Origin of the sequence: Sphingomonas sp. KR3-1 (assembly GCF_040049295.1) — a bacterium.
In the GTDB taxonomy this organism is placed as follows: Bacteria; Pseudomonadota; Alphaproteobacteria; order Sphingomonadales; family Sphingomonadaceae; genus Sphingomonas.
In genome coordinates this window covers 513,121-530,788 of record NZ_JBDZDQ010000001.1, presented here as the reverse complement: position 1 = coordinate 530,788, position 17,668 = coordinate 513,121, and the positions used below count along the sequence as shown (strand labels likewise).

The window sequence follows — 17,668 nt, the reverse complement described above, 5'->3', positions numbered from 1 at the left end:
GAATCGTCGTCTACGCGCGACTCGCGTGGAATCCGCGAGTCGCTGGGAGTCGAGAGGAGTCACCTAGCGCGCGAAGTTCACATTCTTCATCCCGGCAAAAGCCGGGATCTCGTGGGCGCTTGCCCCGCACCATCGCCTGAGATCCCGGCTTGCGCCGGGATGACGGAATGGGCTCAGAGCCCGCAGTCCCGCACCGCTTCGAGCACGATCGGCGCCCATTCCTTGCGGCAGATCAGCAGATCCGGGATGCTCGTGCTCGGCTGGTTGTAGACGATCGGCGAGCCGTCGATCCGCGAGGCGTGGAGCCCGGCGGCGAGCGCGACCGCGACCGGCGCGCAATTGTCCCATTGGTGCTGCCCGCCCGAATGGAGGTAGATCTCCGCCTCGCCGCGTACCACCGCCATCGCCTTGGCGCCGGCCGAGCCCATGCCGATATGCACCGCACCGATCCGCTCGCCCACGCCTTCGCACAGCTTGCTGGGGCGCGTTCGGCTGACGAGCATGCGTGGCGGCAATTCGCCTTCGGGGAGGGCCGGCGGCTGGTCACTGGAAAGCGTGCAGCCGAGCCGGGGCAGGGCGACGGCGCCCACGACGGGCTTGCCGTCGATGGCGAGCGCGATGTGCACTGCCCAATCCTCGCGCCGCTCGGCGAACTCGCGGGTTCCGTCGAGCGGATCGACGATCCACACCCGCCGCGCGCGCAGGCGCACGGGATCGTCGGCCGATTCCTCCGACAGGATCGCGTCGTCGGGCCGCGCCAGCGCGAGGTTGGCGAGGATCAGCGCATTGGCCTCACGGTCGCCCTTGTCGCCGCCCGCGCATTCTGCCTGAATGCGTAGCAGCAGCGCCCCTGCCTCTTCGGCAATATCACGGGCGAGTTCGGCGTCCTGCAGGAGATTTGGCGTCATCAAATCACCGGGCTCCAGGTGCCCATGATCGCCTCGACGATACGCTCGGCGGCTTCCTCGGGTGTCTCCTTGGTCGTGTCGACGCGGATCTCCGGGTTGATCGGCGCCTCATAGGGGCTGGAGATGCCGGTAAAGTGCGCGATTTCGCCGGCGCGGGCCTTTTTGTAGAGGCCCTTCACGTCGCGCGCTTCCGCCACTTCCAGCGGTGTGTCGACGAAGATCTCGAAGAACTCGCCCTCGGGCAGCAATGCCCGCACCAGCTCGCGCTCGGCGCGGAAGGGCGAGATGAACGCGGTGAGCACGATCAGCCCGGCATCGGTCATCAGCTTGGCGACCTCGCCGACGCGCCGGATATTCTCGATCCGATCGGCATCGGTGAAGCCCAGGTCCTTGTTCAGGCCGTGACGGATATTGTCGCCGTCGAGCAGGAAGCTGTGCTTGCCGAGCGCGTGCAGCCGCTTCTCGACCATGTTGGCGATCGTCGACTTGCCCGAGCCGGAGAGCCCGGTGAACCACAGCAGCCGCGCCGCCTGGCGCTTCTGCCGGGCATGGGCGTCGCGGTTGATCTCCACCGCCTGCCAGTGGACGTTCTGCGCGCGGCGCAGCGAGAAGTTGAGCATGCCCGCGGCGACGGTGGCATTGGTCGCCTTGTCGATCAGGATGAAGCCGCCCAGGTCCTTGCTGTCGGCATAGGCCTCGAAGACGATGCCGCGGTCGGTATAGACCTCGGCCACGCCGATATCGTTAAGCGCGAGCGTCTTGCCCGAGAGCTCGGCCATGGTGTTGACGCACACCAGATGCTTGGGCGGCTGGACGGTGGCGCTCACCGTCTGCGTGCCGAGCTTGAGCCAATAGGCGCGGCCCGGCAGCAACTCGGTCTGGTCCATCCAGACGAGCGTCGCCTGGAACTGGTCCGCGACCTGGGGCGGGGTGTCCGCTACGGCGATCACGTCGCCGCGCGAGCAATCGACTTCGTCCGCGAGCGTCAGCGTCACGCTCTCGCCCGCCACCGCTTCCGCGCGGTCGCCGCCGAGCGCGACGATCCGGGCGATGCTGGTGGTCTGGCCCGATGGCAGGATGCGCACCTTGTCGCCCGGCTTCACGCTGCCCGCCGCGATCATGCCGGCAAACCCGCGAAAGTCGAGATTGGGGCGGTTCACCCACTGCACCGGCATGCGGAAGGGCCGCGCGGCATCGGCATCCGCATCGATCTCGACGCGCTCGAGATGATCGAGCAGCGAGAGGCCGGTATACCAGAGCGTGTTCTCGCTCATGCCGGCAATGTTGTCGCCCTTGAAGCCCGAGATCGGGATCGGGGTGAAGCTGGTGATGCCGATGCTCTGCGCGAACGTGCGATAGTCCTCGACGATCGCATCGTACGCGGCCTGGTCGTAGCTGATCAGGTCCATCTTGTTCACCGCCAGCACGATGTGGCGGATGCCGAGCAGGTGGCACAGGTACGAGTGGCGCCGCGTCTGGGTGAGCACGCCCTTGCGCGCGTCGATCAGGATCACGGCAAGGTCGGCGGTCGAGGCGCCGGTCACCATGTTGCGGGTGTATTGCTCGTGGCCGGGCGTGTCGGCGACGATGAACTTGCGCTTCTCTGTCGCGAAGAAGCGGTAGGCGACGTCGATCGTGATGCCCTGCTCGCGCTCGGCGGCGAGGCCGTCGACCAGCAGCGCGAAGTCGATCTCGCCACCCTGGGTGCCGACACGCTTGCTGTCGGCCTCGAGGCTGGCGAGCTGATCCTCGAAGATCATCTTCGAATCGTAGAGCAGCCGCCCGATCAGCGTCGACTTGCCGTCATCGACGCTGCCGCAGGTGATGAAGCGCAGCAGCGACTTGTTCTGGTGGAGCTGGAGATAGGCGGAGATGTCGGACGCGATGAGCGCGTCGGGGCGGTAGGAGGTCATAATCTTAAACCGTCATCCCCGCGAAAGCGGGGACCCATCTCGTGGGGTTGCAGCAAGCGAGGCGGGCGCAGGTGATGGGCCCCCGCTTTCGCGGGGGTTGACCCTTCGTCAAGCTGCGCATGACGTGGCGGGTCAAAAATACCCCTCCTGCTTCTTCTTCTCCATGCTCGCCGCCTGGTCGTGGTCGATCGCGCGGCCCTGGCGCTCGCTGGTGGTGGTGAGCAGCATCTCCTGGATCACCGCTTCCAGCGTATCCGCCTCGCTCTCCACCGCGCCGGTCAGCGGGTAGCAGCCGAGCGTGCGGAAGCGGACCGATCGCTCCACGGGCACTTCGCCGGGGTTCAGGCGGAAGCGCTCGTCATCGACCATCAGCAGCAGCCCGTCACGCTCCACCGTCGGGCGCGGCGCGGCGAAATAGAGCGGGACGATCTCGATCCCCTCGGCGAGGATATATTGCCAGATGTCGAGCTCGGTCCAGTTGGAGATCGGGAAGACGCGCATGCTCTCCCCCTTCTCCTTGCGGGCATTGTAGAGGTGCCAGAGCTCGGGGCGCTGGTTCTTCGGATCCCAGCGGTGCGAGGCGGTGCGGAAGCTGAAGACGCGCTCCTTGGCGCGGCTCTTCTCCTCGTCGCGCCGCGCGCCGCCGAACGCTGCGTCGAAGCCATATTTGTCGAGCGCTTGCTTGAGCCCCTCGGTCTTCCACATGTCGGTATGGCGGCCGCCGTGATCGAACGGGTTGATCCCCAGCGCCTCGGCCTCGGGGTTCTTGTGGACGAGCAGCTCCATGCCGGCATCGCGCGCCGCCTTGTCGCGCAGATCGTACATCGCGCGGAACTTCCAGGTCGTGTCGACATGGAGGAGCGGGAAGGGCGGCGGCGCCGGGTAGAAGGCCTTGCGCGCAAGGTGCAGCATTACCGCGCTGTCCTTGCCGATCGAATAGAGCATCACGGGGCTTTCGGCCTCGGCGACGACCTCGCGCAGGATGTGGATGCTCTCGGCCTCGAGCCGCTGGAGATGCGTCAGGCGCGCGGGCGTGAGCCCCGCAGTCGCGCCATTGGCCTGTGTCTCCGTCATGTTCCCGGAATGCAGCATGGTGGGCGATTTAGGAAGCCGGTCGGCCCCGCGCGATCTAGATAATGTTTAGCGACGGATACCGGCATGCGCGCGGCGGGGCGATTTCCCAAGCGCGGCGCGATGCGCTAAGCATCTGATACCGCAGCAATGAGTCGGAGAGACCGATGCGAGAAGAGGGAGAGGAAGCCGCGCGCGAGCCCATCGCGCCCCGGGCATTTGCTTTTGACGGTTGGTCGATGGTGCCATTCGAGGCGCCGCGGCACGCGCCGCCCGCATCCGAAATCCCCGACGCGGAGCCCGCGCCGATCCCGGGCTGATCGATACGGAACCCATTCGGCACGACGAAGCTCAGTCTGGCTGGCCGCCGATCCAGCTGCGTTGCACGTCCAGCGCGTCATCCACCAGCACCAGGTCCGCGCGATGGCCCGGCGCGATCCGGCCGAGCCTGTCGCTCAGCCCCAGGAACGCCGCCGGCGTGGCGGAGGCCATTTGCGCCGCGACGTCCAGCCCAACGCGGCCCTGATCCATCATCCCCTTCACCGCGCCCGCCATGGTGAGGGTCGAGCCCGCCAGCGTGTTGTCCGCGCCGACCAGCCGGTCGCCTTCGCGGTGGATCTCGCGACCATGGATGAGGAAGACGGTCTCGTCGCTGCCGACACTCGGCATCGCGTCGGTGACGAGCATCACCCGCTCGGGGCCCTTGGCGCGCAGCGCGACGCGCAGCGTTGCCGGATGGAGGTGATGGCCGTCGGCGATGATCCCGGCGAACACCTCCGGATCCTCCAGCGCCGCGCCGACCATGCCCGGCGCGCGGTTGAGCAGCGGCGACATCGCGTTGAAGATGTGGGTGAAGCCGGTGAGCCCATTGTCGATCGCGTCGCGGACCTGCTCATAGGTCGCGTCCGAATGGCCGGCGGAAACGATCACGCCAGCTGCGGTGAGCCGCGCCACCTGCTCGGGCGTTGCCGCCTCGGGCGCGAGCGTCACCAGCGTCTTGCCGTGGCGGGCCGATTCCAGCAGCGCCAGGAACTGGTCCTGCAGCTTCTGGATCTTGCTCTCGCTGTGGATGCCGCGGCGGATCGGATTGAGGAACGGCCCCTCGATATGGATGCCGAGCACGCCGGGCACGCCCGCTTCGATCGCCGCGTCCACCGCGCGGATGCCGGCCTCGACGACCGAGAGATCGTCGCTGATCAGCGTGGGGAGCAGTCCGGTGGTGCCATAGCGCCGATGGGTCTCGGCGATCACCCGGATCGTCTCGACGCTGGGCGCGTCGTTGAACAGCAGCCCGCCGCCGCCATTGACCTGCACGTCGATGAACCCGGGGAGCAGCGTCGCGCCGCCCAGATCGGTCACCGCCGCGCCTGCCGGCGGCGCGGACAGGATCGCGGCGATCGTCTCGCCTTCCACCACAACGCACGCGTCGTCGCGCCAACCATCGGCCAGCAACATGCGCGCGTTGACGAGTGCCTTCATGCCAGGCCGTCCAGCGCCGCGCCCAGGCTGCCCTGCGCCTGCTCCAGCCGGGCGTCGGCATCGGCGGGGGCGAGCCCGCGGGCGACCAGCACCGCGCGCTTGATGTCGCGCCCGCCGGCATCGAGCGCGGTCTCGGCCGGGCCGGCCTCGACGCCCGCCAGCGTGCCGACCATGCGGATCGCCCGCTGGCGCAGCTTTGCGTTGGAGACCTGCATGTTGACCATCAGCCCGTGGTGAACGAGCCCGAGGCGCAACATGATCCCGGTGGAGATCAGGTTGAGCGTCACCTTCTGCGCGGTGCCTGCCTTCATCCGGGTGGAGCCGGCGACGACCTCGCTGCCGGTATCGGCCAGGATCGCATGCTCGGCCGCACGCAGCACCGGCGCGTCGGGATTGTTGGCGACGCCGATGGTCAGCGCGCCGGCCAGTCGGGCAGCTTCGAGCGCAGCGATCACATAGGGCGTGCGCCCGCTCGCGGCGACGCCGATCAGCACGTCGTCCGGGCCGATCTCCTCGGTCTTCACCGCCTGTGTTGCGGCTTCGCGGTCGTCCTCGGCGCCTTCCTGGGTGCGGGTCAGCGCCGCCGGGCCGCCGGCGATCAGGAACACCAGCCGCTCGAACGGCCAGTTGAAGGTGGGCGTGAGCTCCACGCCGTCCTGCACGCCGATCCGGCCCGAGGTGCCCGCGCCGGCATAGGCGATCCGGCCGCCGCGCCGCAGGCGGTCTGCCGCGGCCTCGATCGCGGCCGCCATCGCGCCGGTCTGGCTCTTCAGCGCCGCGATCGCCGCCAGCTGCGCCTCCAGCATCGCCTCCACCGCGATCTCGGTGGGCCAGCGATCGATCTCGCGGTAGCGGGGGTCTGTGGCTTCAGTCGGCATCGGGTTTCCGGGTCGGGAGTGCGGCGGCAGGCAGGCCCGCGAGCAGCAGTGCGCCGTCGAGCGGGTCGGAGATCGCGTCGGTGAGACGCGCCACGGTGCGCGCGCGCAGCCACGGCTTCATGCGCATCGCCAGGCCGCCGGCGAGCGCGCAGCGCACCGCGCCCCGGTTGAAGATCGTCTCGATGAAGCGCTCGATATGCTGCGCGGCGTCCTCGACGATCGAGCGGGCGATCGCGTCGTTGTTCTCGGCATAGTCCATCACCAGCGGGGCGAAGGCGGCATAGTCCTTCGGCGTCGCGGCATCCATCCAGGCGACGGCGCGGGCGGTATCATGGCCGAAGCCCGCGGTGACGGCGCTGCTGAGCGGCGTCACTTCGCTGCGGCCGTCGAGCGCGCGCAGCGCGTGGCGCATCGCGCTCAGGCCGAGCGCGGCGCCGCTGCCCTCGTCGGAGATCGGGAAGCCATAGCCGCCGATCGCGAAGCTGGTCGTACCCACCCGCACTTCGGCGATGCTGCCCGTGCCGATGATCAGCGTCGCCCCCTCCGCGCCGCCGTGCGCGCCGAGATTGGCGATCGCCGCGTCGGTGACGAAGGCGATGTCGGCGAAAGGGAAGGGGAGCGCTGCAAGTTGCTCGCGCATGCCGGTTCGCGTGATGCCGGCAATGCCCATGCCGGCGCGGATCTCCGCGACCTGGGCGTCATCGAGCCCGGCGGCCGAGATCGCCTGCGCCGCGACGTCGCGCAGCACCGCGTGCAGCCGCTCGATTCCGATCCGGGTATTGGCCGGGCCGCTTTCGCCGGTGCCGAGGATCTCGCCGTCCGCATTGGTCAGGCGGCTGCGGCAATGGCTGCCGCCCGCGTCGATGCCGAGGAAATAGGCCATATCCGTTCCCTACAGCAGCCGAGCGGGGCTGCGCCATGCCCAGCGGCGGCCAGCCCATAGACCCGGGGCATGGATTCTAGAAGCGCGCTTCCTCATAGACCCGGCTGATGTCGCCGGCCCAGTCGCCATTGAAGCGATCGAGCAGCACCTGCGCCGGCACCTTGCCGGTGCGCACCACTTCGCGCAGCGGATCGAGGAAGCCGCTCTCGTTGTCGCCCGAGGCATTGAACCGGGCGCGGGCGTTGAGCCCCGCCGCGGCGATGTCGAGCACTTCGCCGGCAATATCCTTGAGCGTGCCGCCACCGGGCAGCGGCGCGTCGAGGGCCAGCTTCGGCACGGCGCTGCGCAGCGTCTCGCGGCCTTCCATCGACCAGCCCTTGACCAGGTCCCACGCCGCGTCGAGCGCGCCCTGGTCGTAGAGCAGGCCCACCCAGAAGGCGGGGAGGGCGCAGATCCGTCCCCAGCGCCCGCCATCGGCGCCGCGCATCTCGAGGAAGGTCTTGAGCCGCACTTCGGGGAAGGCTGTCGACAGATGGTCCGCCCAGTCGTCCATCGTCGGCTTGTGGCCGGGATAGGCGGGCAGCTCGCCCTTCAGGAAGTCGCGGAAGCTCTGCCCGGCGGCGTCGATATACTTGCCGTCGCGGTAGACGAAGTACATCGGCACATCGAGCGCGTACTCGGCATAGCGCTCATAGCCGAAGCCCTCCTCGAATACGAAGGGCAGCATGCCGGTCCGCGCCGGATCGGTGTCCGACCAGATGTGCGAGCGGTAGCTGAGGAAGCCGTTGGGCTTGCCCTCGGTGAAGGGCGAATTGGCGAACAGCGCGGTCGCCAGCGGCTGCAGCGCCAGCCCGACGCGGAACTTCTGCACCATGTCCGCTTCGGTGGCGTAATCCAGATTCACCTGGATCGTGCAGGTGCGCAGCATCATGTCGAGGCCCATCGAGCCGACGCGCGGCATGTGCCGCAGCATGATGCCATAGCGGCCCTTGGGCATGATCGGCAGCTCGGCGCGGGTCTTGTCCGGCCACATGCCGAGGCCGAGGAAGTTGATGCCGAGCTTGTCGCCGACCTGCTTCACCTGCTCGAGGTGACGCCCGGTCTCGTTGCAGGTCTCGTGGAGATTCTCGAGCGGCGCGCCCGAAAGCTCGAGCTGGCCGGCGGGTTCCAGGCTCACCGTGCCGTCAGGCCCGGCGAGGGCAATGACATTGTCGCCCTCGGTCACCGGCGTCCAGCCGAACTGGGTGAGTTCGCCGAGCAGGTCGCGGATGCCACCCCGCTCGTCATAGCTCGACGCGTGGTGGTCACCGGTTGAGAAGACGAACTTCTCGTGCTCGGTACCGATCCGCCAGCGGTCCTTCGCCTTCTCGCCTCCGGCGAAATAATCGATCAGCTGCTGGCGATCCTCGATCGGGGCCGACGCCTTGTTGCTTTCGGTCTTGGTGCTCATACGAAGGTCTCGACGGGAGGGATCGGTCGGCGGTGGCGCAGCACGGGAACGCGCGAGCGCACGTCCTCGACCCGGGCAAGGTCGATCTCGGCACTGCCGAGCCCCGCTTCCTCGCCCATGTCGAGCAGTATCTCGCCCCAGGGATCGATCACCAGCGAATGGCCATAGGTGGCGCGGCCGTCCTCATGCGTGCCGGTCTGCGCCGCCGCGATCACGAAGGCGGCGGCTTCGACGGCGCGGGCGCGCAGCAGCAGGTGCCAATGCGCCTGGCCGGTCGGCCGGGTGAAGGCGGCGGGGACGGCGAGGGCGGTCGCTCCCGCATCGCTCAGCGCGCGGAACAGATCGGGGAAGCGCATGTCGTAGCAGATGGCGAGGCCGAGCCTGCCGATCGGCGTATCGACCACGATCGCGCGCTCGCCGCGGCAATAGGTATTGGACTCGCGCCAGCTCTCGCCGGTGGCGAGATCGACGTCGAACAGGTGCAGCTTGTCATAGCTGGCGCGGATCTCGCCGCTGGCATCGATCACGAAGCCGCGGTTGAGGAACTTGTCGCACCCAGCCTCAGGCGCTTTCACCGCCAGCGAGCCGAGATGCACCCAGATGCCATGCTTCGCCGCCGCCTCGCGTGTCGCGGCGAGCACGCGATCCTCTTGCTGGGCCACGACGTGCTCGGCTGCGCGCGCGCGATTGCCGTCGAGCAGGCCGGACATTTCGGGGGTGAACAGCATCGCGCTGCCCTCCGCCGCCGCCTGCGCCACGCCCTCGGCAATGACGCGCGCATTGGCGGCAGGGTCGATCCCGCTCGTCATCTGCAGCAGGCTGGCCTTCATCTTTCGTCCCCCTTCGGGCCAGCTCAGCCGCGGTGCGGCTTGCCGACGCCGACCAAGGTCAGGCCGGCGCGCTCCGCATCGACGGGCGGATAGATGTTGCGCAGGTCGACGAGCAGCGGCGTCTTGAGCAGCGACTTGATCCGGCCGAGGTCGAGCGCGCGGAACGCGTCCCACTCGGTGACGATCACCAGCGCATCGGCGCCGTCCGCCGCGGCATAGGCGCTCTCGCTGAACTCGACGTTCGGCAGCAGCGGCCGCGCCTGCTCGAAGCCCTCGGGATCATAGGCCTTCACCGTGGCGCCGGCATCCTCCAGCGCAGCGACGATCGAGAGGCTCGGCGCGTCGCGCATGTCGTCGGTGTTGGGCTTGAAGGTGAGGCCGAGGATGCCGACGGTCTTGCCGCGCACGTCGCCGCCCATCGCCTTGATCACCTTGCGGCCCATCGCGCGCTTGCGGGCGTCGTTCACCTGCACGGTGGCCTCAACGATGCGCAGCGGAGTCTCGTTGTCGCCCGCGGTCTTCAGCAGCGCCAGCGTGTCCTTGGGGAAGCACGAGCCGCCATAGCCGGGGCCGGCGTGGAGGAACTTGCCGCCGATGCGGTTGTCCATGCCGATGCCGCGCGCGACTTCCTGCACGTCGGCGCCGACTTCCTCGCACAGGTCGGCAATCTCGTTGATGAAGGTGATCTTCACCGCGAGGAACGCGTTCGCCGCATACTTGATCAGTTCGCTGGTGCGGCGGCCGGTGAACAGGATCGGCGCGTTCTGGTTGAGCGAGAGCGGGCGGTAGATCGCGCGCATCACTTCGCGGGCATCTTCGTCATCGGTGCCGACGACGACGCGATCGGGGCGCTTGAAGTCCTCGATCGCGGCGCCTTCGCGCAGGAATTCGGGGTTGGAGACGACCTTCGCGCCGGCGCCCGAGGCGACTTCGCGCATGATCCGCTCGACTTCGTCGCCGGTGCCCACCGGCACGGTCGACTTGGTGACGATCACGGCAGGGCCGGTCAGGTTCTCGGCGATCTCGCGCGCTGCGGCGAAGACGTAGCTCAAATCGGCATGGCCGTCGCCGCGGCGGCTCGGCGTGCCCACCGCGATGAACACCGCGTCGGCGCCCTTGACCCCCTCTGCCAGGTCGGTGGTGAACGAGAGGCGGCCGGCCTTCACGTTGGAGGCGACCAGCGCATCGAGCCCGGGCTCATAGATCGGCATCACGCCCTGGTGGAGCAGTTCGATTTTGCGCGCATCCTTGTCGACGCAGACCACCTCATGGCCGAAGTCCGAGAAACAGGCACCGGAAACCAGGCCGACATAGCCCGTGCCGATCATCGCAATGCGCAATGTGGATCCCCTTGGGAAGAAAGTCTGAAGCGCAGATAGCGACGCCTGCGCGCGGGGCAAGGGGCTGCGCGGCAGTCCTCTCCGGCGCGGGAAGCGAGAAACCTGCGGGCAACAAAAAAGGCGGCTCGCGGCCGCCTTTCAATTGTCGTCCGGGCCGGTCAGCACGCCCTCGAATGAGGGCGCTCCACCGCCGGCCCGGATGAACGTTCCTTTAGAACGGGCGGATGTCGTCGCCGCCGCCGCCGTCACGGAACAGAAGGGTGAAGAACGCGAACATTTTTAGTCTCCCATCGGTGCGCACGGATGCGCGATTCGGATGGTTAAAGACTGCTTAACATTGAATCAATCAGGATTTCTGCGGAATTGGCGCGATCGAAAGTCTTTCGGCGCCGTGGTTTAACCGTTCCTTCAAGGGTCGCGGCCTAGATCGATCGGGCATGTCGGCACGCAATGAGCCTTTGTTGACCTCGGCCAGCGCTGGATCCAGCGCGGTCGCGAATTCCACGGAAAACGTGGAAATCGCGAGGGAATTTGCGCAAATCCAGGATATCTTGCAGGGCCGTGAGGAACGCCGCTCGCGACCGCGCGGTGCCGGCCTCCGGCGCGCGGGTTTGCACCGGGCAAGTAACGATCGCCATGTCGATGGACGATATTGGCACATTCTCGGACTTTGCGAGATTGCGAATTTTTCCTCGCTTCGTCGCCATCTGGGCCGCGCACGCGCCGAATCGCTGGTGCTCGACGTGGCGCGGCGAATCACGGCGCTGGTGCCCGATGTCCGTATTTCGGCGGCGAGCCGCTCGGTAGTCGAGATCGCCTTCGAGCGGGACACGCCCGAGGCGGCGGCCGACGAGATCGAACAGATCCGCAAGGGCTTCCTGCGCAGCATCGATCTCGATGGCGAGCCCTATCAGCTCCAGATGCATTTCGGCGTCTCCGCCGCGCCCTCGGTCGAAGACGACGAAGTCTTGCTCGCCGAGGCTGCCGAATCCGCGCTGGAGCAGGCGCGCGAGGAGGGCCGGGTGGTGATGCTTGACCTCACCCGCGCCGATCTCGCATTCGACAAGCTTACCTTGATGCGCGAGCTGCCGCGGGCGATCGCCAATGGCGAGATGTTCCTGCAATATCAGCCCAAGGTGCATGTCCGCCGCCAGGAGATCGCCAGTGCCGAGGCGCTGGTCCGCTGGCAGCATCCCACCCGCGGACTGATCCTGCCGGGCGACTTCATTTCGGTAGCGGAACAGGCCGGCGAGATCTCGACGCTGACCTTGTGGACGCTGCGCCAGGTGATCGAGGATCAGCGTCAGCTGCGCGCCGATGGTTTCGACCTGCTACTCTTCGTCAACATCTCGGGCCAGCTCCTCGCCGACGCCGCCTTCGTCAATGAAGTGTGCGAGATGCTGGCCGCGACCGACGCCAAGCTGGGCTTCGAGATCACCGAGACCGCGGTGATCCGCGATCCCGAGAGCGCGATCCGTCACCTCCAGTTCTTCGCCGACAGCGGGGTCACGCTCGCGATCGACGATTATGGCGCCGGGCTCTCCTCGCTCGCCTATCTCAAGAAGCTGCCCGCCAAGGAGCTCAAGATCGACAAGATGTTCGTGATGCAGCTCACCAGCAGCAATCGCGATCCGCTGATCGTGCGCTCGACGATCGATCTCGCCCATGCGCTGGAGATGGAAGTCACCGCCGAGGGCGTCGAGACGCCGTCCGCGCTGGCGCTGCTCAGCGTGATGGGTTGCGACATGGTCCAGGGCTTCCTGATCTCGCGTCCGCTCGGCCTTGATGCATTCCGCAAGTTCATGGCGGACGAGGGTCATCTCGACAACGCGAACGGCCCGGCGTCGTTCGTCCGGCCCGAGAGCTTCTGGAAGCGCGCCTGATGCGCGCGCTGCTCCACGCCTGCCTGATCCCGGCCGCGCTGCTCGTCGCGGTCCCGGCGTTCGCCCAGGCGCCGGCCAGCGCGCCGCCCGAATTCTCGCCGGCGATCGCGGGCGAGATCCAGGCCGCCAAGGAAAGCATGATGAGCGATCAGGCGGAGGCGCTGCGGCACGCCGCCGCGATCGACAAGCTGGCCCAGGCGCTGCCCGATCAGCGGCAGCGCGCGCTCGCCCATGCCACGGCGCGCTGGCTCGCCGGCGAGGCGCATCTGCGCAACGACGAGCCCGCCAAGGCGCAGCCGCTGCTCGCCGACGGGCTTGCCGCGATCCAGTCGATCCAGGAACCGATCAAGCTGCGCGGCGACCTGCTGATGTCGCAGGGCACGCTGTTCATGGCGCGCGACCAGGCGGTGCGCGCGCTCGACAGCTATCAGAACGCCTTCCGGATATTCGGCGAGGTCAAGGAACCGCGCAGCCAGGCGATCGCCCTGCAGAACATCGCCTCGCTCTACAACGCGGCCAACGACAATGCCCGCGCCGAGCAATATTTCCGCCAGGCCGCCGACATCTATGACGGCGATCCGGTGCTCTCGCTCTCGCTCCACAACAATCGCGGCAACGTGCTGTTCGCGATGGACCGCAATGTCGAAGCCGGGGTGGAGTATGAAGCGGCGATCCGCATCGCGCGCCAGCTGGGCAAGCCTGTGCTCGAAGCGCGCATCCTCAGCAATTATGCGCGCAGCCAGGTCGTGCTCAAGCATTTCGACGTTGCCGACAAGCTGATCGCGCGCGGCTTCGAGCTGCTGAAGGGCGCGGACGCCGACCTGCTGCACCGCCATCTCCTCGCGACCGCGGCCGTGCTCGCCTCCGAGCGCGGGGACGATGGCCGGGCGGTGCGCCTGATCCGCGAAGCGTTCGCTGGCTTCGACCTCGCGAAGACCTCGGTCGAGTTCCGCAACGATCATTTGTACGCCTATGAGATCTTCAATCGTGCCGGCGCGACGCGCGATGCGCTCGAGCACCTGAAGGCGGCCAAGCGGCTGGGCGACGAGGCCTCCAAGGTCGCGACCACCACCGGCGCCGCGCTGATGGCGGCCAAGTTCAACTATGCCGAGCAGCAGAACCGCATCCTGCAGCTCCAGGCGCAGGAAGCCGAGCGCCGGGGCCGCTACCTGCTGATCATGTTCCTGCTGATCGGCGCGGCGACGGTGATCGTCATGGCCGCGCTCGGCTGGGGCCTCGTCACGATCCGCCGCAGCCGCAACCAGGTGCGCGCCGCCAACGTGGTGCTCGGCGAGACCAACACCGCGCTCGAAAAGGCGCTCAAGGCCAAGACCGAGTTCCTGGCGACCACCAGCCACGAGATCCGCACCCCGCTGAACGGCATCCTCGGCATGACTCAGGTCATGCTCTCGGATCCGAAGCTGGAGGCGCCGATCCGGGAGCGGATCGGCATCGTGCACGGCGCCGGCGTCACCATGCGGGCGCTGGTCGACGACATTCTCGACGTCGCGAAGATGGAGACCGGCAATCTCGCGGTCGAGGCGGCGCCGATGGACCTGTGCGCGATGCTCACCGAAGTCACCCGGCTCTGGGAAGAGCAGGCGCGTGCCAAGGGGCTCAGCTTCAGGCTCGAGCTCAGCCACGCCCCGCACTGGATCGTCAGCGATGCCGCGCGCATGCGCCAGGTGGTGTTCAACCTGCTCTCGAACGCGATCAAGTTCACCGAGAAGGGCGGCGTCACGCTACGTGCAGTCGCCGAGGGCGAGGGCGACACGCGCCGGCTCAAGCTCGTCATCCAGGATACCGGCATCGGCATCCCCGCGGCCAAGTTCGAAGAGATCTTCGAAAGCTTCCGCCAGGTCGATACCAGCACGACCCGCCGCTTCGGCGGCACCGGCCTAGGCCTCGCCATCTGCCGCAACCTCGCCCGGGCGCTCGGCGGCGACATCCGGGTGGAGAGCGAAGACGGCCAGGGCTCGCGCTTCATCCTCGACCTGCCCTATATCCCCGCCGAGGCGCCCGAGGCGGTGGCCGCGAGCGAAGTGACCGGCGGGACCGACCTGGTGGTGCTCGACAAGAACCCCATCGCCCGCTCGATGCTGCGCACTCTGCTCGAGCCGCGCGTCACCCGGCTGCGCTTCGCCGGCAGCGTCGCCGAGGCCGTGACGATGCTCGATGCCGGTGGTGTCACCCAGCTGCTTGCCGACGAAGCGACGCTCAAGGCGGAGGCCGATGGGCCCGCAGCGGCGCTCCGCATCCTGCGCGCCGCCGGAAAAGACACGGCGCATTTCATCCTGTGGCTGAAGCCCGATCCGGAGACGCTTGATGAGCTGATTGCCGCAAGTGGCGGCACAGTCATCGAAAAACCCGTTACCGGCGCGGCGCTCATTAATGCTATCATTACGCTTGCGGAAGCAAATTCGAAAGCGGGCGGCAGCGATCCGCTTGTATCTCGGGCGGCGTAGGGCGATAGCACACCGGACATGACAAAAACGGTCGCGCGCACTTTGAGGAAACCGGTCGCCCAGAGCGGGCGGGCATGAACATCCTCTTCATCGAGGACGACCCGATGAACCGTCGGGTCGTGAAGGACATGCTCGACGTTGCGGGGGCGACGATGGCCGAGGCCAGCTGGGCCGAGGAAGGCCTGGCCATGCTCGACGCCGAGAGCTTCGATGTGGTGCTGGTCGACCTGCGCATGCCCGGCATGGACGGGTTCGAGACGATCACCCGCATCCGCGCGCGCACCGACGAGAAGGCCGAGCTGCCGATCATCGTGGTGACCGCCGACACCGCGGTCGACCTGCGCGAGCGCTGCATGGCGGTCGGCGCCGACGACGTGCTGTTCAAGCCGGTGGCGATGGACGCGCTGTTCGATTCGATCGGCCGCGTGCTCGCGATCCGCGGCGGCGGGGGCATGATCCTCTAGGGATCGCGCCCGTCGACATTTCGCCGGGCTGCCCGATGGTGCAGATCAGGCCGGCAGCTGGACCCGCACGCGCCCGCCGCCGCCAGGGCGATTCTCCAGCATCACCTCGCCGCCATGCGCTTCGGCGATCGAGCGGACGATCGCCAGGCCCAGCCCGGTACCGCCCGTTTCCCGGTTGCGCGACGCCTCGCCGCGCACGAACGGAGCGAACAGCGCCTCGGCGCGCGCCAGGTCGAAGCCGGGTCCGTCATCCTCCACCAGCACGTCGACCTTGCCTTCGTGCAGGCTCCAGCCGAGCCGCGCGCGCTCGCCATAGCGCACGGCGTTCTGGATCAGGTTGGAGAACAGCCGGCGCAGCGCCGCGCTGTCGCCGCGCACCACCGCGCGTGGGCCGGCCTCGACGCTCACCGGCGATCCCGCAGTGTAGAGATCGTCGACCAGGCTCTCGATCAGGCTGCCCAGGTCGAGCTTGTCGTGCGGCGCGCCGTCGCGCCCGTCGCGCGTGAAGCTCAGCGCGGCCTTCAGCATCGCGCGCATTTCCTCGATGTCCGCCTCGGCGCGCAGCCGGGAATCGTCGGGCAGGCGCTCCACCCAGAAGGCGATGCGCGAGAGCGGGGTGCCCAGGTCGTGCGCGATCGCGCCGAGCATCGCGCTGCGGTTCTCCGCCTCGTGGAGGATGCGTTCCTGCATCGAATCGAGCGCGCGGGCGAGCTCGTGCACTTCGCGCGGGCCCTTGTGCGGGATCGGCTGGCGCGCGCCGAGCCGCACGCGCTTCGCCGCGCCGGCCAGGTCGCGGATCGGGCGCGAGATCCGCCGCGTCACTGCCCAGGCAAGCAGCGAGAGGATCGCCAGCGTGACCAGCATCGCGCCCAGCCGGCGCATATGCCACTGGGTGAAGGAGGGGCGCTGGCCGCTCGACGCGATCAGCCAGCCGTCAGGCATCTCCAGCGCCACGGTGAAGCTGCCGCGCAGATCCTCCTCGGGATCACGCGCCGGGAATTGGTAGAGCCCGTGGATGCGCGCCACCGGCACGCCCACCATCCGGGCGATCGCGGCATCGCGCGCGGGCAGTGGCTGCTCGTCGGCGCGACCGAACTCGTCGGCGGAGCCGCGGGTCAGCACCACCTTGTTCGCCGCGCTCGGCGGCACCTGGCCGCTGCGCAGCGCCTCCGCCAGGCGGGTAAGCGGCAGCGGGCCGAAGCCCGGGCCGGGCGGCGGGCCATTGAACATCACCACGAACTGCGTCGTCGTCGCGATCAGTGCCGCGGCGATCACCAGCAGGACAATGGGAACGACAATCGACTGACGCTTCACTTGGTCGTCACCTCGGTGACGAACATATAGCCTTCGTTGCGGATCGTGCGGATCAGGTCTTCGGAGCCGGGGCGGGCGAGCTTCTTGCGCAGCCGGCTCATCTGCACGTCGATCGCCCGGTCGAAATGCTCGGCCTGGGGGCCGCGCGAGAAGTCGAGCAGCATGTCGCGGGTCAGCACGCGGCGCGGGCGCTCGACCAGCGCGAGCAGCAGCCGGAATTCGCCGTCGCTCAGGTTGATGATCACATCGTCCGGATCCCAGAGCTGGCGCGCCACGGGATCGAGCCGCCAGCCGGCGAAGCGCAGGAAGGCGCGGGTGGGCAGGGTGGCGGGCGCGCCGCGGTCGCCCTGGCTGCGGCGCAGCACCGAGCGGATGCGGGCGAGCAGCTCGCGCGGGTTGGCCGGCTTGGGGATATAGTCGTCGGCGCCCATCTCGAGCCCGACGATCCGGTCGATATCCTCGCCGATCACCGAATGGAGGATCACCGCCGGCCCGGTCTCGCGATCCATCGAGCGCAGGATGGCGAGCCCGTCCTCGCCCGGCATCATCACGTCGAGCACGATCAGCGCATAGTCGTGCCGCGCGGTGAGCGTGCGCATCTCGGTGCCGCCCGAGGCGGTGTCGACGGCATAGCCGTGCTGCGAGAGGAACGCCGCGGTCAGCTCGCGGATGCCGGGATCGTCATCGACGATGAGAAGGCGGGGTTCTTGGTCCAAGGCCAGGGCTATAGCAGCTTGTTGCATGTCGCTGAAATAGCGCGCGGACCTGACGTCGGTATTGCAGGGCTGCA

General features: G+C 68.1%; 14 protein-coding genes. 3 read left to right on the top strand and 11 right to left on the bottom strand.

Annotation, left to right across the window (positions count from 1 at the left end):
• Positions 1–173 precede the first annotated feature (173 nt).
• The 9 genes from ABLE38_RS02665 to ABLE38_RS02625 all read right to left on the bottom strand — a co-directional run bounded on the left by ABLE38_RS02665 (position 174) and on the right by ABLE38_RS02625 (position 10,752).
• On the bottom strand, positions 174–908 hold the full coding sequence (locus tag ABLE38_RS02665; protein ID WP_348972618.1) for a 3'(2'),5'-bisphosphate nucleotidase CysQ: 735 nt from the start codon (positions 906–908) through the stop codon (positions 174–176).
• Complete coding sequence (cysN, locus tag ABLE38_RS02660; protein ID WP_348972617.1) at positions 908–2,821, bottom strand: sulfate adenylyltransferase subunit CysN; 1,914 nt, start codon at positions 2,819–2,821, stop codon at positions 908–910. Before cysN ends, ABLE38_RS02665 begins: the two co-directional genes overlap by 1 nt.
• Before the next feature lie 132 nt (positions 2,822–2,953).
• Positions 2,954–3,895, bottom strand: coding sequence for a sulfate adenylyltransferase subunit CysD (gene cysD, locus ABLE38_RS02655; protein WP_348974439.1), 942 nt, complete (start codon positions 3,893–3,895; stop codon positions 2,954–2,956).
• A gap of 348 nt (positions 3,896–4,243) precedes the next feature.
• Complete coding sequence (gene nagA / locus ABLE38_RS02650) at positions 4,244–5,371, bottom strand: N-acetylglucosamine-6-phosphate deacetylase (protein WP_348972616.1); 1,128 nt, start codon at positions 5,369–5,371, stop codon at positions 4,244–4,246.
• Positions 5,368–6,249, bottom strand: a complete 882-nt coding sequence (locus ABLE38_RS02645; protein WP_348972615.1) for an N-acetylmuramic acid 6-phosphate etherase — start codon at positions 6,247–6,249, stop codon at positions 5,368–5,370. The genes nagA and ABLE38_RS02645 overlap by 4 nt, the downstream gene beginning before the upstream one ends.
• Positions 6,239–7,132, bottom strand: coding sequence for a BadF/BadG/BcrA/BcrD ATPase family protein (locus ABLE38_RS02640; RefSeq protein WP_348972614.1), 894 nt, complete (start codon positions 7,130–7,132; stop codon positions 6,239–6,241). The genes ABLE38_RS02645 and ABLE38_RS02640 overlap by 11 nt, the downstream gene beginning before the upstream one ends.
• 76 nt (positions 7,133–7,208) lie before the next feature.
• The gene (locus tag ABLE38_RS02635; protein ID WP_348972613.1) at positions 7,209–8,582 is read right to left on the bottom strand and encodes a glutamate--cysteine ligase; all 1,374 of its coding nucleotides are present in this window, start codon (positions 8,580–8,582) and stop codon (positions 7,209–7,211) included.
• Positions 8,579–9,412: a carbon-nitrogen hydrolase family protein gene (locus ABLE38_RS02630; RefSeq protein ID WP_348972612.1), complete on the bottom strand. Its 834-nt coding sequence runs from the start codon at positions 9,410–9,412 to the stop codon at positions 8,579–8,581. The genes ABLE38_RS02635 and ABLE38_RS02630 overlap by 4 nt, the downstream gene beginning before the upstream one ends.
• 23 nt (positions 9,413–9,435) lie before the next feature.
• The gene (locus ABLE38_RS02625) at positions 9,436–10,752 is read right to left on the bottom strand and encodes a UDP-glucose/GDP-mannose dehydrogenase family protein (RefSeq protein WP_348972611.1); all 1,317 of its coding nucleotides are present in this window, start codon (positions 10,750–10,752) and stop codon (positions 9,436–9,438) included.
• 743 nt (positions 10,753–11,495) lie between these two features.
• Here ABLE38_RS02625 and ABLE38_RS02620 point away from each other — a divergent pair.
• From ABLE38_RS02620 to ABLE38_RS02610, 3 genes are all read left to right on the top strand, one after another.
• The gene (locus ABLE38_RS02620; protein WP_348972610.1) at positions 11,496–12,635 is read left to right on the top strand and encodes a GGDEF domain-containing phosphodiesterase; all 1,140 of its coding nucleotides are present in this window, start codon (positions 11,496–11,498) and stop codon (positions 12,633–12,635) included.
• Positions 12,635–15,100: an ATP-binding protein gene (locus ABLE38_RS02615; RefSeq protein WP_348972609.1), complete on the top strand. Its 2,466-nt coding sequence runs from the start codon at positions 12,635–12,637 to the stop codon at positions 15,098–15,100. Before ABLE38_RS02620 ends, ABLE38_RS02615 begins: the two co-directional genes overlap by 1 nt.
• A gap of 74 nt (positions 15,101–15,174) precedes the next feature.
• Positions 15,175–15,564 carry a response regulator gene (locus ABLE38_RS02610; protein WP_348972608.1) on the top strand — a complete coding sequence of 130 codons (390 nt, stop codon included), beginning with the start codon at positions 15,175–15,177 and terminating at the stop codon, positions 15,562–15,564.
• Between the two features lie 45 nt (positions 15,565–15,609).
• On the opposite strand, the gene ABLE38_RS02605 is transcribed toward ABLE38_RS02610, so the two are convergent.
• Together ABLE38_RS02605 and ABLE38_RS02600 are read right to left on the bottom strand one after the other, a co-directional pair.
• Complete coding sequence (locus tag ABLE38_RS02605; RefSeq protein ID WP_348972607.1) at positions 15,610–16,878, bottom strand: ATP-binding protein; 1,269 nt, start codon at positions 16,876–16,878, stop codon at positions 15,610–15,612.
• On the bottom strand, positions 16,875–17,621 hold the full coding sequence (locus ABLE38_RS02600; RefSeq protein WP_348972606.1) for a response regulator transcription factor: 747 nt from the start codon (positions 17,619–17,621) through the stop codon (positions 16,875–16,877). The genes ABLE38_RS02605 and ABLE38_RS02600 overlap by 4 nt, the downstream gene beginning before the upstream one ends.
• Positions 17,622–17,668 lie beyond the last annotated feature (47 nt).

Bases quoted from the DNA above. Each gene is read 5' to 3' on its own strand.
- ABLE38_RS02615 (WP_348972609.1), top strand. From the start codon at position 12,635: ATGCGCGCGCTGCTCCACGCCTGCCTGATCCCGGCCGCGCTGCTCGTC.
- nagA (WP_348972616.1), bottom strand. From the start codon at position 5,371: ATGAAGGCACTCGTCAACGCGCGCATGTTGCTGGCCGATGGTTGGCGC.
- ABLE38_RS02610 (WP_348972608.1), top strand. From the start codon at position 15,175: ATGAACATCCTCTTCATCGAGGACGACCCGATGAACCGTCGGGTCGTG.
- ABLE38_RS02630 (WP_348972612.1), bottom strand. From the start codon at position 9,412: ATGAAGGCCAGCCTGCTGCAGATGACGAGCGGGATCGACCCTGCCGCC.
- cysD (WP_348974439.1), bottom strand. From the start codon at position 3,895: ATGACGGAGACACAGGCCAATGGCGCGACTGCGGGGCTCACGCCCGCG.
- ABLE38_RS02635 (WP_348972613.1), bottom strand. From the start codon at position 8,582: ATGAGCACCAAGACCGAAAGCAACAAGGCGTCGGCCCCGATCGAGGAT.
- ABLE38_RS02665 (WP_348972618.1), bottom strand. From the start codon at position 908: ATGACGCCAAATCTCCTGCAGGACGCCGAACTCGCCCGTGATATTGCC.
- ABLE38_RS02600 (WP_348972606.1), bottom strand. From the start codon at position 17,621: ATGCAACAAGCTGCTATAGCCCTGGCCTTGGACCAAGAACCCCGCCTT.
- cysN (WP_348972617.1), bottom strand. From the start codon at position 2,821: ATGACCTCCTACCGCCCCGACGCGCTCATCGCGTCCGACATCTCCGCC.
- ABLE38_RS02645 (WP_348972615.1), bottom strand. From the start codon at position 6,249: ATGCCGACTGAAGCCACAGACCCCCGCTACCGCGAGATCGATCGCTGG.
- ABLE38_RS02640 (WP_348972614.1), bottom strand. From the start codon at position 7,132: ATGGCCTATTTCCTCGGCATCGACGCGGGCGGCAGCCATTGCCGCAGC.